Origin of the sequence: Candidatus Mesenet endosymbiont of Agriotes lineatus (genome assembly GCF_964019585.1) — a bacterium.
Taxonomy (GTDB): domain Bacteria; phylum Pseudomonadota; class Alphaproteobacteria; order Rickettsiales; family Anaplasmataceae; genus Mesenet.
This window is the reverse complement of record NZ_OZ026454.1, coordinates 156,680-172,150: the sequence shown is the minus strand read 5'-3', so window position 1 is coordinate 172,150 and position 15,471 is coordinate 156,680. Positions and strand designations below refer to the sequence as shown.

General features: G+C 32.2%; 13 protein-coding genes and 2 pseudogenes. 3 read left to right on the top strand and 12 right to left on the bottom strand.

Translation table 11 applies throughout. From position 1 onward, the window contains the following. Positions 1–2: 2 nt before the first annotated feature. Together AACL19_RS00845 and AACL19_RS00840 are read right to left on the bottom strand one after the other, a co-directional pair. Positions 3–353, bottom strand: coding sequence for a hypothetical protein (locus AACL19_RS00845; protein WP_339045899.1), 351 nt, complete (start codon positions 351–353; stop codon positions 3–5). 104 nt (positions 354–457) lie between these two features. Next, complete coding sequence (locus AACL19_RS00840) at positions 458–772, bottom strand: hypothetical protein (RefSeq protein ID WP_339045897.1); 315 nt, start codon at positions 770–772, stop codon at positions 458–460. Between the two features lie 133 nt (positions 773–905). Here AACL19_RS00840 and AACL19_RS00835 point away from each other — a divergent pair, with 133 nt between their 5' ends. Further along, entirely contained in the window at positions 906–1,685 is a 780-nt protein-coding gene (locus AACL19_RS00835; RefSeq protein WP_339045895.1) for a hypothetical protein, read from the top strand. 5 nt (positions 1,686–1,690) lie between these two features. Here AACL19_RS00835 and AACL19_RS00830 read toward each other — a convergent pair whose 3' ends face one another. The 3 genes from AACL19_RS00830 to mutM form a co-directional block, all read right to left on the bottom strand. Next, a complete protein-coding gene (locus AACL19_RS00830; protein WP_339045893.1) occupies positions 1,691–2,362 on the bottom strand; it encodes a hypothetical protein in 672 nt (223 codons plus the stop codon). A gap of 48 nt (positions 2,363–2,410) precedes the next feature. After that, entirely contained in the window at positions 2,411–2,791 is a 381-nt protein-coding gene (locus AACL19_RS00825; protein ID WP_339045891.1) for a hypothetical protein, read from the bottom strand. 145 nt (positions 2,792–2,936) lie between these two features. Next, entirely contained in the window at positions 2,937–3,755 is an 819-nt protein-coding gene (gene mutM, locus AACL19_RS00820; RefSeq protein WP_339045889.1) for a bifunctional DNA-formamidopyrimidine glycosylase/DNA-(apurinic or apyrimidinic site) lyase, read from the bottom strand. Between the two features lie 928 nt (positions 3,756–4,683). On the opposite strand from mutM, the pseudogene AACL19_RS00815 reads away from it, so the two are divergent. Next, a pseudogene (locus tag AACL19_RS00815) lies at positions 4,684–4,779 on the top strand (IS5/IS1182 family transposase); the annotation flags it as partial. Between the two features lie 484 nt (positions 4,780–5,263). Here the strand turns inward: AACL19_RS00815 and AACL19_RS06975 are convergent. From AACL19_RS06975 to AACL19_RS00780, 7 genes and pseudogenes are all read right to left on the bottom strand, one after another. Further along, positions 5,264–5,474, bottom strand: a pseudogene (locus AACL19_RS06975) (IS630 family transposase); the annotation flags it as partial. A gap of 462 nt (positions 5,475–5,936) precedes the next feature. After that, complete coding sequence (gene tyrS, locus AACL19_RS00805) at positions 5,937–7,175, bottom strand: tyrosine--tRNA ligase (protein WP_339045887.1); 1,239 nt, start codon at positions 7,173–7,175, stop codon at positions 5,937–5,939. Next, entirely contained in the window at positions 7,172–7,498 is a 327-nt protein-coding gene (gene rsfS, locus AACL19_RS00800) for a ribosome silencing factor (protein ID WP_339045886.1), read from the bottom strand. Before rsfS ends, tyrS begins: the two co-directional genes overlap by 4 nt. A gap of 4 nt (positions 7,499–7,502) precedes the next feature. Beyond that, positions 7,503–8,495 (bottom strand): ribonucleotide-diphosphate reductase subunit beta, encoded by a 993-nt coding sequence (locus AACL19_RS00795; protein ID WP_339045884.1) that lies wholly within the window; start codon positions 8,493–8,495, stop codon positions 7,503–7,505. Positions 8,496–8,633: 138 nt separating this feature from the next. Next, positions 8,634–9,761, bottom strand: a complete 1,128-nt coding sequence (locus AACL19_RS00790; RefSeq protein WP_339045882.1) for a quinone-dependent dihydroorotate dehydrogenase — start codon at positions 9,759–9,761, stop codon at positions 8,634–8,636. Then, positions 9,754–11,145 (bottom strand): argininosuccinate lyase, encoded by a 1,392-nt coding sequence (gene argH / locus AACL19_RS00785; RefSeq protein ID WP_339045880.1) that lies wholly within the window; start codon positions 11,143–11,145, stop codon positions 9,754–9,756. The genes AACL19_RS00790 and argH overlap by 8 nt, the downstream gene beginning before the upstream one ends. A 123-nt stretch (positions 11,146–11,268) precedes the next feature. Further along, positions 11,269–11,973 carry a ComF family protein gene (locus AACL19_RS00780; protein WP_339045878.1) on the bottom strand — a complete coding sequence of 235 codons (705 nt, stop codon included), beginning with the start codon at positions 11,971–11,973 and terminating at the stop codon, positions 11,269–11,271. A gap of 170 nt (positions 11,974–12,143) precedes the next feature. Between AACL19_RS00780 and dnaE the strand changes: the two genes are divergently transcribed. Further along, a complete protein-coding gene (dnaE, locus tag AACL19_RS00775; RefSeq protein ID WP_339045876.1) occupies positions 12,144–15,470 on the top strand; it encodes a DNA polymerase III subunit alpha in 3,327 nt (1,108 codons plus the stop codon). Position 15,471 lies beyond the last annotated feature (1 nt).

Below are 15,471 nucleotides of genomic sequence, written 5' to 3'. Positions count from 1 at the left end.
TATTATGACTTAGCTTTACTTTCTGATTCCTTAGCAGTAATTCCTGTACTAGACAAATCCTGATCTGGTTCAGCACACCAATATGGCATCAGTCCCGCTATTAGTCCTGCAAAAATCGATGCTGCTGCAAAGATTAGAGAAGCTATTTGCATAGACTGCTTAGAAGAAGAAAAATACAATGTAGCTGCTATGCCTAAGAAAGCTAGTGCTGTTAATGCACCATAAAGAAGTGATTTTTTATTAAGAGTTAGTTCTTTTGATTGTGGGAACTTGTCATTGGCTATTTTATTACTTCCTACTGTATTATTAAGAGTCCTAGCATATTCAACGTGGATTTTATGAGAATTATTCATATTATTATTTTGTACTGTTATATATAAGCTTTATTATTGTTATATATAAAAGTATATATTTTTTTATGCTTAAAGTCAATTTTTTAACAAGCTTGTAAAATTAATTACACTCCTTTATTTTTGCTTGATTCCTGTTCTGGATAATCAATGTTTTTTAAGCTTTTATTCACCTTTTTAAGATCTAATACAGCACCATAAACCATAAAAGCGCAGAAAATAGTAACTGCTGAAAGTATGAAACTAGATATAACAAAGCCAACAGCACCAGTGATGAAACTAGCCTTGCTAGGTTTAGCAAAAAAAACAACTCCCATCATAGCAGCAGAAGATAAAACAATGATACTTGCAGTGCTAAAAAGTACTAGTCCAATGCTGTTCGTTTTTTTATCTTCTAGTAGCTCTTCCTTATACAACCCCATACATTTTTTCCTTTAAAAATTAAATTTAAAGGTTAATTATACATATAATTAGCATATGAAACAAGAAACATTTTATTCTATTTCATTTTAAACTATATAATTAAATTATTTTAAAGCTCAAAACAACAGCAGAATGGCTACAAAAAATATGCAACACAATCTGAAGGTTGTGCTTAGCAAAATTGATACCATTTCATTCGTATCAATGTTTCTTATTACCATACTGTTACCACTCAACTTCAGTAGCCAAAATAAAGTCAGATTTTGGATAGCACTGTTTTGTCTTAAATTAATCAGCAATTTTGTGTGGCTAAAGTTTTCAACAGATAGTTTAAGAGAGCTAAAACATAGAAAAAACTGTTCGGAAGATATAAAAAAATTAAAGAAAGTGCGTTACTCTGTTGCCATCACGTGTTACTCTGTTGATGCAATCAGGCAATTTATAGGTCTAATTGATATCCTAGATATTGGCCTTAAACTTGTTGATTATGTAAATCCGCTCAATGGATATGTTATCGTCAGCTTTACAACAAAGTTTCTCAAATTATTTATGTCTTCTTCCATAGAAAGGTATTGTAAATGTAAAGATTATCAAAGTAGCAAAAGAGGCAAAAAAGAAAAATTCTTACTTGCTATTTCATTTATAATGCCATCCCTTACGGCGATTGATATTATAGGTAAGATGATTAATGTCACAGAAAAATATGGCTATTTTATTGTAGAGGATAAAATAATAGATTGCGGCAATAGCATTACATATACATTTAACTTCAGTAACATGATAAGATTGGTATGCATGTTGATGATGATAGCTGGATATACCCTACAGTTAACTATTGAAAAGAAAAGCTCCACCCAAGTTGAAAGTCCAGATGTAGATTGCTGTTTTATAGATAATCCAATAGTTGAATAACTTTTTCAAACTTTTAATTCAGTTTTTACAGGGGTTGCATTAATAGTATTTACCTCAGATAATTCAGATCTTCCTTTCTGTTTCATATCCTGCTCATTTTCTTGCACTTCCAAAGCATCAAAAAATTCATCTTCTTGGATAAGATCACGGTGCTCATCTTCTTTTGCTATACTGTTTTGAACTTGTAGATCATTAATAATTTTACCACATATTAAAACATCCTTAATGCAAAAGCTTGTCTTTTCTACTTTACTTGTTATTTTGTCTATTATATTACCAATTATCCCCGTAACCACTGATGACATACCTGGAATTGCTAATATTGTATTAATAGTAGGTTTTTCATCTTTTAAATCTTTCACACTTTGTGGAATAGCGTCTTTATTGACTGAAAAATTTATATTTTGTTTTTCTAACTCCACTGTAAAGGTAGGAAATAAAGCCTTAGGTATTTCAGTTGATTTTTTTGTTTCACCATCTTTTATGATTTTCCAAACTCTGTTGTACAACAGAGAACGCCCAATAAAATAATAATTTTCAAAACTTGGATTGAGATTCATGCTATCTGGTCTTTCTAAAAGAATTACTATACTTGGCGTGCTTGTAGCACCATTCTTTTCATATTGAAAAAGTTTATCAATTGACGTTTGTTTTTTACCTGCAAGAAAGAACGGCATATATAGCCGTAGGTGATCAGAACTAAGTTTAATACTTGATTGTTTGCCCTAAAAATTCAATGTACAAGCTTTACTATTCTCATCAGCTTTTAACTCAAGCCTTGTTAACCGATAACCATCATTATTGTTTCTAGATTGCTCATCTACTGAACATTCAAACATAGCAGCCGCAAAAGTGTTTTCGTAGTCAGCAAATTTAGTTACTTCTTGTAAACCGTTTACACTATAAAACTTATCATTTTTATATGTCTCAGCGTCATAAAATTCATCATTCTCTTCACTAATGCCAACAGTGATTTGTAACTTTTTATGTTCATCTTGAGATTTACTATCTTCTGTTTCATTTTCATTAGCATTAAAGGTATTAGAGTCGACTATATTACTCCTTCTGCTTGCATTAGAATTAGCATTCTTTTTAAATGAGAACAAATGAATTAGGTTAAATATAAATTTTTTAAATCTTTTCCACATAAGAAATATTATACTAAAATATTAAATAAAAGTCAAGCTTAAATATTAATATCTTAGTTAATAATATAAATTTAGTTAATTTAAAAACAGCAGTACTTATTATTTAAGAATTTTGACACTTACTACAATAAAAAGTGCTTCTACCACTTTGTCTTACTGATAAAATAGTATTTTTACATATTACACAAGGTTTACCAGCTCTGCCATAAACTTTAAAATAATGTTGAAAGTATCCAGGTAAACCTGAAGGTTTAGCATAATCTTTAAGTGTTGACCCGCCTGCATTTATTGCATTAGTTAAAGTGTTTTTTATCGCTATCACAAGTTTATCACATTCTTCTTGACTTAAATCCTTGGCTAATCTAAATGGTAAAATTCCAGCAAGGAATAAGCTTTCAGCAGCATATATATTACCTATGCCAACTATTATCTTGCTGTTCATTAACACCGACTTAATACTTGCCGTTTTACCAGCAAGCAGTTTTCTAAGCGTACTACCGCTGAAATCATCGGTTAACGGTTCTATCCCTAAATACCGAAAAAACTGCTCTTCTTCTTTGGCGTTTATTACCACAATTAAACCAAATCTTCTAGGGTCATTATAAACTATACTGCTGCTATCTTCTAAAAAAAATATAACGTGATCATGCTTGCCTATTGGCGTTTGTCCATCAAAGTATAATAATTTACCACTCATGCCAAGATGGATTATAACCAATGCAGAGTTACTCATCTCCCAAATTATATATTTCCCCCTGCGTCTGACATTAGTTACAATGCCATCTTTTAACACCTCATTGATGTTTTGCGTTACAGGCGCACGTAAATTTGCTTGATTAACTTTAATGTCAATCATTTTCTTTTCTAAAAGCTTAGCGTGCAGAAATCTACAAACTGTTTCAACTTCGGGCAACTCTGGCATATGTTGTTTTTTTCTTATTATATGTTTTAAAATAGATATTTTTTATTACCAATCAATGGATAAAAGATTTGATTTTTAAATAAAATATGTTACAATAGATACTAATAGAGAGAGACATCATATGAAGTGGTTCGAGTTTATCTTGGAATAGAAGACGTTAGTCAACTCAACCGAAAAATGAATCACCAAATAATACTTCTGCAAACTAAACAGAGGTAAAGATATGTACGGAAAATCTCCCATTCATCAAGCAATAGCACAAAACGATTATGAAAACGCTTTAGAACCTGTACGCGATCTTAAAGATATGATAAAATCAGAATAATTTTATATGAAAAATATATGCGTAATTCATACCCAAGCGATATAAGTCAAGTAAAATAATTGCACCAGATCTAGAGTCCTGTCGGAAAAAGCTCAATTTATATGATGTATTGTGTGGAGTATTGTACGTTTTGAAGTCAGTGGCCCTAAAGAGTTTCCAAAATAGCGCATGATTATTTTAAGAAGTGGAGTGAAAAGGCAGGTATAGATCAATTACAACCAGCTAAAGCTGGTGGTATGAGTTAAAGCTTATAAAGTAAGTTTTAAAACTCAGAGATGTTAAATATGAACTTCTTGCTCTTCAATATATTGCTGTACATCTGTAGAATTTACATTACCAACAGTAACAGCCCAAATATCTTTTTTTTAATTGTTCAAATTCTTGGAATAGCTTTTTAATATATTGTTGGATAGTGGGTGGCATAGAATATGTAGATGGTCAGTTACAATATCTACGTAATTTGTAGCACATTTCTCTACTGCTATTTCACCTGTAAATATCTGTATTTAGTACAAAATACTACATGAAATCAAACGTACTGTGAGAGCTGTGTTTATAAATAAACTAAAGTAGATCTAATACTAAAGCTGAAGCTAACTACATAAAAAAATAGCTAATCGTTACAGAAACCGAAGGAAACGTTTTGCTCTGAGATTCAATTCGATAGCTGGTATTTACAACTGGGAACTTTCTATATGAGTTCCGAAAGAGGTCTATTAATTCAGAGCAGAAAGAGCATAACAGAAATTGTTTAGAATGAGAGTAGAAAATTAGGTTCAAAAATATTTAAGATTACGTCACATGTTTATCGTATAGCATTTCCCACAGAAGAATTCATAAGAAAGCAAAATATGACTTGAACAGAGGGATGTTCTTCCTGGCTCTGTTTTTAACCAATGAGTTTATTAAAGTCAGGGTGGAAGATTTCAGTGCCTTAGCAAATTCACTGATTTTTTTAGATTTATGGAAATGTCAATGTTTGACCAGGCTAGTGTTAAAAATTGTTAAAGTTAAAAACCTCTGTATCACTTCGAAGGTCATAGGAGCAATTATTTTCCCATTATTCAGAACATACTAATACTCTGACTCTTTTTTCCAGATTTTAAAGCATTTCTGGCAATATCCATAAGTTCTGTATTATTGATTCATACCAGACTTTTAGGTTGCTATAATTTCTTTAAATTTCATCTCTTTCTTCGTATCCGTAGGTCTTTTGTTACGCACAAATCCAATCTTTTTAAGTGCTCTATGTATTGTTCGAAAATTAATATTACCCTAAAACTTAGCCATTTCCGATAGTACCTTCACAAATTCAGCCGGTAATTTTATGATTATAGTTCCAATGACTAAAAATCCCCTGTTTCCTTACGTCTTTGCTGCCATTCATACAGAGTTCTATCTTAAACCTCTGACCAACCTACTTTCTCCTTCATCCAATTGCCTTTTTCCTTAAATCATAACTCTGGCATCAACCATCCTAAATCTTTATCTTACCTCTTCCGGATCTTTAAAGGAAGGGCTATACTTCTACAAACCTTCTTATTTGGATTTCATCTTTCTTATTTTTATGGCTTTTTAAGAATGCAAAAATTTGTTCCTATTTTGTCTCTTGTATGTATTCGGTCCATATTAATTCACGTTTTATATTTTATCTTATCCTTTCATAGCTGTTCATAGAGCTTAAAGGGTTTTATCACTTTTATAAATTTAACAGGAAATGTTTAGGTATTGTAAAAGGTTTAAATAATTGATCTAAAAGTGAATTATAAAGAAGAAGCAACACAAACAACCAAAAGCAATTTAAACTTTAAGGGTACCCTAGAAAGATGGAAGTAATCAATTGATATTTTAAAATTCTAGAAAAGCAAAATAACCCTAATATGACGTTTTTTTCCAACAGATAATTTAATAAACCCACTTGCATCAAAGTCTTTCAAAGTAACTAGCTGGTTTAGATTACTTATGATCTTATCGTTTATCCTGCATCCACCACCTTCAATGAAGCGTTTTGCTGCTCCCTTTGAATCTACAAGATCAGTAATATGCAATAATTCTACTGCTGATATACCAACATCTCCTATCTTTTGCTTTTCTATGTAGACACTTGGTAACAGAGAACTGTCTTTATTTTCAAAATTAGCAACTGCAGCTCTTTCTGCATCTTTAGCAGCATCTTCTCCATGACATATTTTTGTTGCTCCTGTTGCAAGAGCTTTTTTTGCTTCATTGATTTCTTGGCCTATTAGAGATTCCAGTTTTTTTATTTTATCAAGCGATAATTCTGTAAACAGTCGTAAAAAATAACCTAAATTATTATCCTCTATGTTGCGAAAATATTGCCAATAATCATATGGACTGCACATTTCACTATCAAGCCATATAGTTTTACCTTCCGCAGTTTTCCCCATTTTTTTTCCTGCAGTAGTTGTAATTAGTGGTGTAGTTAGACCGAAAAGCTCAGGCATATTTAGTTTATTCCCAAGTTCAATGCCATTTACTATATTACCCCATTGATCAGACCCACCAATTTGCAGACGACACCCATAATTTCTACTTAGTTCAACAAAATCATAGGCTTGTAGTAACATGTAATTAAACTCTAAAAAACTTAAGCTTTGTTCCCTTTCTAAGCGAGTTTTAACGCTTTCAAAATTAAGCATTCTGTTTATGGAAAAGTGTATACCTACATCACGTAGAAAATCTATATATTTTAAACTGTTTAACCAGTCTGCATTGTTAACTAAAATAGCACCTTCCAAAGATATAAACTTCTCTAATGTTTTTTTTATTCGACTAATGTTGCTACTAATTGTGTTTTTATCAAGGATTTCCCGTGCTTTATCTTTACCAGTTGGGTCACCGATTTTTGTTGTACCACCACCAAGTAGAATGATTGCTTTATGCCCAAATTGCTGCAAGTGTCTTAGCATCATAATCTGTATTAGACTGCCGATATGCAAACTTGGTGCTGTGCAATCAAAACCAATATAGGCCACTACAGTAGAGCTAGACATAAGCTTATCTAGTCCTTCAAGATTAGTACACTGATAAAGATATCCTCTATCTTTAATAAAATTTAAAAATCCTGATCTCATAAAGCCACATCATTCCACAGCTCATCAATTTGATAATATTCTCTCGCGTCCGATCTTAAGATATGAATAATTACATCACGAAAACCAACAGCTACCCAATTACCTTCCTCCATCCCCTCAACATTTATTTTTCCGTATTGTTTAAGGGCTTTTATAGTATATTCTGCTAAAGATTTAACATGCCTGTTTGAATCACCAGATGCTATAATCATATATTTTGCGAAAGCAGTTTTTTTACCTACATCAAAAACAGCTATATTACTGCCTTTATTTTTCTCTAATATATCTTTTAAAAAATCTTTGAGCTCTTCTGCATTTATCATATCATTATTTTACATCACCATCATGAGTATCTGCAAATGCTTCTTCCCAAGTTCCTTCAGTAGCTGCACGACTATACTCTGTCACTTTATTTTCAAAAAAGTTAGTATGCTCAACACCATTTAATATCTCATCCAACCATGGTAGTGGGTTTTGCTCTATTTTATATATTTGCTCTAGCCCAAGCTGCAAAAGCCTTCTATCTGCTATATATCTTATGTACTGCATAATTTCCTCTTTAGACAAACCTTCAACATCACCTAAAGTAAAAGCCAGTTTAATAAACTCATCTTCTAAACCAACGATAGCGCGACAAGCAGAATAGAGTTCCTCTTTAAACTCATCATTCCATATCTCGCTATTCTCCCTAATAAATGTATTAAATAACATAATTATTGAGTTGGTATGCAGAGTTTCATCACGGGCTGACCAGGCAATTATTTGTCCCATCCCTTTCATTTTACCAAAGCGTTGAAAGTTAAGTAATATTGCAAATGATGCAAATAACTGCAGCCCTTCGGTAAAAGCACCAAATACGGCAAGAGTTTTAGCTACATGCTTTTTATTGCCCTTTTGGCTTTCTTCAAATTCTAGCATGTATTCGTATTTTTTTCTCATTGCATCATATTTTAGAAATGCCTCATATTCACTTTCTGGCATACCAATAGTGTCGAGAAGATAGGAATAAGCTGCTATATGTATAGTTTCTATATTAGAAAAACTAGCAAGCATCATACATACTTCTGTTGGTTTAAATATATTTGCATAATGTTTCATATAGCAATTGTTGACTTCTATATCTGCTTGAGTAAAAAACCTAAAAATCTGTGTAAGTAGATTCTTTTCTACTTTTGACAGTTTAGTTTTCCAATCCTTTACATCATCAGCAAGCGGCACTTCTTCTGGAAGCCAGTGTATCCTCTGTTGCTGAAGCCATGCATCATATGCCCATGGATAATTAAAGGGCTTATATATTGGTGCAGCATTAAGCAATGACATATCTGTGTATAAAAATATAATTTTGATTTTATATGATTTATTGTCAATTAAATTAAAATCTCTTATAATCAAAGTTCAAATTTTTCAATATCTTTATCTTTTTTCTACTCTTACAATATAAATATTTGTAACTTTAATCTACGCTTTTGAACTTATATTAGGTTCATTACTTTCTTGCTGAAGATCATGAATACAACCTATGGCTTGACTAATATTGCTTAATCCATCCCTTTCTAACAGTTCCGCAAGTTCTAAGTTGATTTTATTTACTATCTTAAATCCATGATACACAATAGCAGTGTATAGTTGTACAAGCGATGCCCCTGATTTTATTTTCTCATAAGCATCCATGCCACTACTTACCCCTCCGCAACCTATTAGCAACACCTTACCTTTTGTTAATTTATACATATCACTTAAAACCTGTGTTGAAAGTTTAAACAAAGGTTTTCCACTTAGCCCTCCCTTTTTATTGAAGCCTAGTAAATTATCTCTACATCCAACTGTTGTATTGCCAATAATTAAACCATCAATTTTGTACTGTAGTACCAATCCAGCTATATTTTCTTTTGTTTCCTGATTTATATCCGGGGAAATTTTTAACATTATTGGTATAGATTGTGCATAATCAAGAGATTTACGTGTGCTAGTAACAGCTTTCAGTAAATTAGATAATTGTTCCTTATCATGTAAATCTCGTAAGTTAGGAGTATTGGGAGAGGAGATGTTTAGTGTAATATAGTCACTAAATCCATATATAATTTTTATTAAATCTACATAGTCACTTATTTGGTCTTTTGTATTACTATTTCTACCTATGTTAATACCAAAAATACAAGAGTTTACTTCTTTTGTATCTATTTGTTTTATCAGGTAATTAACACCTTTGTTATTGAAACCAAGGCTGTTAATTACTGCCTCATCTTCTGTTAGACGAAAAATCCTTGGCCTTATATTACCACATTGTGGTTTTTTAGTAACTGTACCAACTTCAGTAAACCCAAACCCAAACCCAAAAGATAACATAGGCTTAATTACTTCTGCATTTTTATCAAAACCGGCAGCAAGCCCTAAAGGAGTTCTAACAGTATTATTAAAAAATTTAGTATTTAAAATTTTTGGTAACTCTACATTTTCATCTAAGACGTTAGTTCTTAATGTGAAAATTGTTAAAGTATGTGCAACTTCAGGAGGTATAATGAACATAGGGTTTTTAAAAATTTTTTTTATTTTCAATAATAGATTATTTAGATAATCTTTAATCATTACCACCTTCTAAATATAGCTTAGCTTTTTTAATCATATCAAGCACCTGAACTGGGGAGGTACCACCATAGCTGGTTTTGCTTGAAACAGAGTTGCAAACAGATATCACAGAGAAAATATCACCTGTAATTCTTGACTCTACCCTTTGCAATTCTGTTAAATCAAGTTCAGATAACTTACACTTTTTTTCTTCTGCAAATTTTACTATTTTTCCAGTGATTTCATGAGAATCACGGAACGGTATACCTAAATTCTTAACTAACCAATCAGCTATATCTGTAGCTGTTGAGAAATCTAGCTCTGCTGCTTTTTTCATAACATCTTTATTAATTTTAACACTGCTTAACATCTCATTCATTGCATCTATACACAAACTTAGATCCTTCGTTGCAGAAAAAACAGGTTCTTTATCTTCCTGCATATCTTTGCTGTAAGAGAGTGGCAATCCTTTCATTACTACCAGTAGAGTGCTCAGTGCAGAAAAAATACGTCCTGTTTTAGCTCTTATAAGTTCTGCAACGTCAGGATTGCGTTTTTGTGGCATAATAGAACTGCCAGTTGTTATTTTGTCTGCAAGTTCTATAAATTTAAAACCACAACTGCACCATAAAATTATCTCTTCAGCCAAACGTGACAAGTGCATAATACAGATTGAGGCATCAGATAGAAACTCTATAGCATAGTCTCGATCTGCAACTGAATCCAAAGAGTTATCTGTAGGCTTATCGAACTCTAGCTCTGTTGCTACAAAATGACGATCTATAGGAAATGAGGTGCCAGCTAGTGCTGCAGATCCAAGCGGACATTCATTTAATCTTTTTCTTGCATCTTGAAATCTTAAGCAATCACGCTTTAGCATTTCAAAATATGCCATCATATGGTGGCCAAAGGTAACTGGCTGAGCAATTTGCAAGTGAGTAAAACCTGGCATTATTGTATTATAATTTTCCTCTGCAAGACTAATTATCGTTAGTTGCAGATTTCTTAGTTTTTTATCTAATTGATCTATAGTGTCACGTACCCATAATTTAAAATCTGTTGCAACCTGATCGTTTCTTGACCTTGCTGTATGTAATTTGCCTGCAGTTTTACCTATCAGCTTTTGCAAACCATTTTCAATATTCATATGAATATCTTCAAGATTAACATTAAATACAAACTCTCCATTAGTAATCTGCTCTAATATTGTACTTAATCCATAAATAATCCTCTCTTCCTCCTCATTGCTGATAATGTTTTGCTTAGCAAGCATTCTGCAATGAACGGTTGAGGCTTTAATGTCTTGCGCATATAAATTTTTATCAAAATCTATGGAAGAGTTAATTTTCTTTAATATTTTACTTGGACTAGAAGAAAACCTTGCACCCCACATTAAGTTTTTCATCTTAATAAATTTATTAATATAGCCCATAGAGGTTAATTATTTTTTCATAGATTGCAATAATAAATAGACCTAATACTTTAAACTCATTACTATCTGAATTAATTCAAAAAATTTATAAGGGTGTTATCTTGCTGTAGTTCTTGCTAGAGTTAAAACCCTAACCTCAGCTGCTCCGCAGCTTTTTAATGCTTGTGCACAATATTTAACAGTTGCGCCTGTTGTAACAACATCGTCTATAAGTAATAAAATTTTATCTCTTACAACGTCCCTGTCTGTTACAACAAATGCTCTTTTTACATTTGCTTCACGTTGTTTAGTTGAGAGTCCTGTTTGCGTGTGAGTATTAATTGAACGTTTAACAGCAAATATCTGACATGGAATATTTGATAAACAGCTTACTGCTTTTGCTAGTAGTGCTGCTTGATTGTATTTACGCTGAAATAAGCGCCACCTATGAAGAGGAACTGGAACAATAGAATCTACACCGACAAATATATCCCCATTCTTTTCATACATCCATTTAGCATAAGTCTTCACATAATTTATGTTATCAAAAAATTTAAGGCTTATAATCATGTTTTTACTATCCGCATTATAAGCAAAAGCTGACCTTAACCTTGAAAAAGATGGAGGGTCTGCTATACACTTTCCACATAGGTTGGTGTTATTTGTGATTATGCAGCCACATAAATTGCAATAATTTTGGTTTAAAAAATCGATCTTTTGATAACACTCATCGCATAAATCTTCATTTTCTGGAATAATGTAACTGCAATTCAAACAAACTTGAGGAAAGAGTAAATTAATTACTCTTGTGACTATGTGCATGTAGTTTTTGCATGTAGAAAAAATTGATATTTTAAATTAATATTTTAATTATAAAGTAAAAAATTTTTAATGTATCAATTTTCCAATGTAGTAGAATTTAGTTCAACTTTATTGTAAATAGTTACATAAACTTTCTATATTAAAGTTTGATATAATTACATCATTTAATAATGTTCATTCATCTGCGCACCCATAGTGTTTACTCTTTACTTAAGGGATCGATTAAAATTGAGGAGTTAGTTAGTCTATGTGTACAGAATAATATGCCAGCAGTGGCAATTACAGATCTAGGTAACTTGTTTGGTTCACTAGAGTTTGCAGAATATGCTGCAGCAAAAGGTGTGCAACCAATTATAGGATGCATCCTTATGGTTAAGTATTTAGATAATACTAAAACTGCCCCTGCATTACTCCTTGCAAAGAATAAGCAAGGTTATATTCACTTGGTGAATTTAGTGAGCGAATCATTCAAAAAGTGTAAGCATCAAAATGACAATCCGTATATAGACATTGATCATTTATTTTCTCTGAGAGATGGTATTATAGTTTTAACTGGTGGCAATGATGGTATATTGTCTCAGCTTATACTTGAAGGAAGTAAAGATAGCATCAACATAATCAACAAATTACTGTCTCTTTTTGAAGGTAATATATATGTTGAACTGCAGCGCCATGATTTTAAAGAAGAGATAGAAGAAAAGCTTATAGATTTTGCTTATAGTAACAACGTTCCTTTAGTTGCTACAAATGGTGTTTTCTTTGCCAGTCGAGATGATTATGAAGCATATGATGTACTTACCTGCATTGCTGCAGGTGGTTATGTGCTTGATGAGAACAGAAATAAACTCACATCAGAATACTACTTTAAATCCAGTAGCGAAATGCAAAAGTTATTCTCTGATATACCAGAGGCAATAAACAATACCATGCTGATAGCACAAAGATGTGCTTTTATGCCTAGGGTAAGGGACCCTATTTTACCTAAATTTCCTTGCTCTAGTGGTAAAACTGAAGCTGATGAATTAAAAGAGCAGGCTATCTTAGGTTTGCAGTTGTGTCTTGTAAGCTATAATTTAGACAGTGAAGCAGAGAAAAAATATTATGATCGCTTGAATTACGAATTAGATGTAATTATTTCCATGAATTATCCTGGCTATTTTCTTATTGTTTCTGATTTTATCTGTTGGAGCAAGAAAAATGGAATACCAGTTGGACCTGGTAGGGGATCTGGTGCTGGTTCACTTGTTGCTTGGGCACTCAAAATTACAGAACTAGATCCACTAAAATTTGGACTAATATTTGAGAGATTTCTAAACCCGGGACGTGTTTCTATGCCAGATTTTGATATCGATTTTTGTCAAGAAGGCAGGGACAGCGTTATTAGTTATGTTAAGGAAAAATATGGTTACGTTGCCCAGATAATAACTTTTGGAAAATTGCAAGCAAAAGCCGTACTGCGCGATGTCGGTAGGGTAATGCAGATGCCTTACTCACAAGTTGACAAAATATGCAAAATGATCCCTTTCAATCCGGTAAATCCTGTTACTTTATCACAAGCAATCGCTATGGATAAAAATCTACAAAGAGAACGTGATAGTGACAAGACTATCTCTAGACTACTTGATATATCTTTAAAGCTTGAAGGCATTTGTCGGCATGTTTCAACCCATGCAGCAGGTATTGTAATTTGCGATAGAAAATTAGAAGATCTAATACCCATATATTACGATCCTAACTCTGACCTACCAATTACTCAATATAGCATGAAATATGTTGAAAAAGCAGGGCTAGTAAAATTCGATTTTTTGGGCTTAAGCACACTTACCCTTATCAAACACACCTGCAACTTAATAAATAGAGATGAAGAAAAGTTTAACATATCATCCATATCTTTAAGTGATAGGAAAACCTACGAATTACTATCAAGTGGTGATTCAATTGGTATATTCCAACTTGAAAGTTCAGGAATGAGGGAAACTCTAATAAAGTTAAAGCCAGACTGTATTGAAGATATTATTGCCTTAATTTCCCTCTATCGTCCAGGACCTATGAATAATATTCCAACTTACATTGCACGTAAGCATAGGTTGGAAAAAGTGGATTATCTTCATCCAATGCTAGAGAGTGTACTGAAAGAGACATTTGGTGTTATCATTTATCAAGAGCAGGTTATGGAAATGGCACGCATAATGTCTGGATACAGTTTAGTGGAGGCGGATTTATTAAGACGCGCTATGGGTAAGAAGATAAAGGAAGAAATGGATCAGCAGCGCAAGACTTTTATAAATGGTGCAGTAAAAAACGGTATCGATACAGAAAGAGCAAGCTATATTTTCGACTTGATAGCAAAATTTGCTGGGTATGGCTTTAACAAATCTCATGCTGCTGCTTATGCACTGATAGCGTATCAAACTGCTTATCTTAAGGCTAATTATCCTCTTGAATTTTTTACAGCTTTGATGAATTTAAATATCAATGATAGAGATAAGCTCAGCTTGTTTTGTAACGCAGCAAAACTTAGTGGGGTTAAAGTTTTACCTCCTAATATTAGCTATTCCCAAGCTGAATTTTCAATAGAAAATGGAGCAATACGTTACGGACTTGGTGCTTTAAGAAATGTTGGAGTTTCAGCTGCACAAGAGATAACAAACAAGCGCACAAAACCTTATAGTGATATATGGGATTTTTTAAATAGTACAGGTTGCAACCTATTAAATAAGAGAATGCTAGAGAGTGTCATAAAATCTGGAGCTTGTGATGATGTTCATAAAAATAGAAAGCAGCTTCATGATTCAGTTGGAACCTTACTAGATTTTGCTAATCAAAACAAAGAAGGTTTTAATCAATCAAGTTTATTTAGTAATTTGGAGAAGCCAAATTTAATATCTACCGAAGATTGGCAACAAGAGGAAAAATTAGAACAAGAATTTTTTGCTTTAGGTTTTTATTTGCAAAACCATCCCTTAGAGCAATATCAAAAATTGTTAGAAAAATTAAAGATAAATTTTATTGGTAGTACTAAAAATAATAAAGGTAGTATAATCGCAGGGATAATATCAAATGTTCGCATGAGAACATCAGAAAGAGGAAGATTTGCTATTGTCACAATCTCAAACCCTTATAACATATCTGAAGTAGCTTTTTACGACGATAAAATTATAGAAGAAAAAAGAGAGTTATTTTTAGTTGGATTAGCTATTATAATAGATTTAGGTATGGTAAGTGATAATGCAAGGCTTATAGGTAGAAATATATATGATTTTTCGGGTAAAATTGCCTCTATGATAAACCGATTAATGATAGAAATTGAAGACACAAGTAATATTGCTGAGTTATCTTTGATACTTAACTCTAAGGGTAGAAGCAAAGTAACAATTATAGTAATTGTACAAGATTATAATGTTGAGATTGAACTTCAAGATGGTTACCTTATCACTCAAGATGTAGTAAAACAGATATCTGATTTAAAATGGATTAAAAAAATAGAATTTCCTTGAT

Excerpts from the sequence above, each read along its gene's own strand:
- argH (WP_339045880.1), bottom strand. The coding sequence starts at position 11,145 with ATGAAAAACTTAATGTGGGGTGCAAGGTTTTCTTCTAGTCCAAGTAAA.
- AACL19_RS00795 (WP_339045884.1), bottom strand. The coding sequence starts at position 8,495 with ATGTCATTGCTTAATGCTGCACCAATATATAAGCCCTTTAATTATCCA.
- tyrS (WP_339045887.1), bottom strand. The coding sequence starts at position 7,175 with ATGAGATCAGGATTTTTAAATTTTATTAAAGATAGAGGATATCTTTAT.
- AACL19_RS00840 (WP_339045897.1), bottom strand. The coding sequence starts at position 772 with ATGGGGTTGTATAAGGAAGAGCTACTAGAAGATAAAAAAACGAACAGC.
- AACL19_RS00790 (WP_339045882.1), bottom strand. The coding sequence starts at position 9,761 with ATGATTAAAGATTATCTAAATAATCTATTATTGAAAATAAAAAAAATT.
- mutM (WP_339045889.1), bottom strand. The coding sequence starts at position 3,755 with ATGCCAGAGTTGCCCGAAGTTGAAACAGTTTGTAGATTTCTGCACGCT.
- AACL19_RS00835 (WP_339045895.1), top strand. The coding sequence starts at position 906 with ATGGCTACAAAAAATATGCAACACAATCTGAAGGTTGTGCTTAGCAAA.
- AACL19_RS00830 (WP_339045893.1), bottom strand. The coding sequence starts at position 2,362 with ATGCCGTTCTTTCTTGCAGGTAAAAAACAAACGTCAATTGATAAACTT.
- AACL19_RS00845 (WP_339045899.1), bottom strand. The coding sequence starts at position 353 with ATGAATAATTCTCATAAAATCCACGTTGAATATGCTAGGACTCTTAAT.
- dnaE (WP_339045876.1), top strand. The coding sequence starts at position 12,144 with ATGTTCATTCATCTGCGCACCCATAGTGTTTACTCTTTACTTAAGGGA.
- rsfS (WP_339045886.1), bottom strand. The coding sequence starts at position 7,498 with ATGATAAATGCAGAAGAGCTCAAAGATTTTTTAAAAGATATATTAGAG.
- AACL19_RS00780 (WP_339045878.1), bottom strand. The coding sequence starts at position 11,973 with ATGCACATAGTCACAAGAGTAATTAATTTACTCTTTCCTCAAGTTTGT.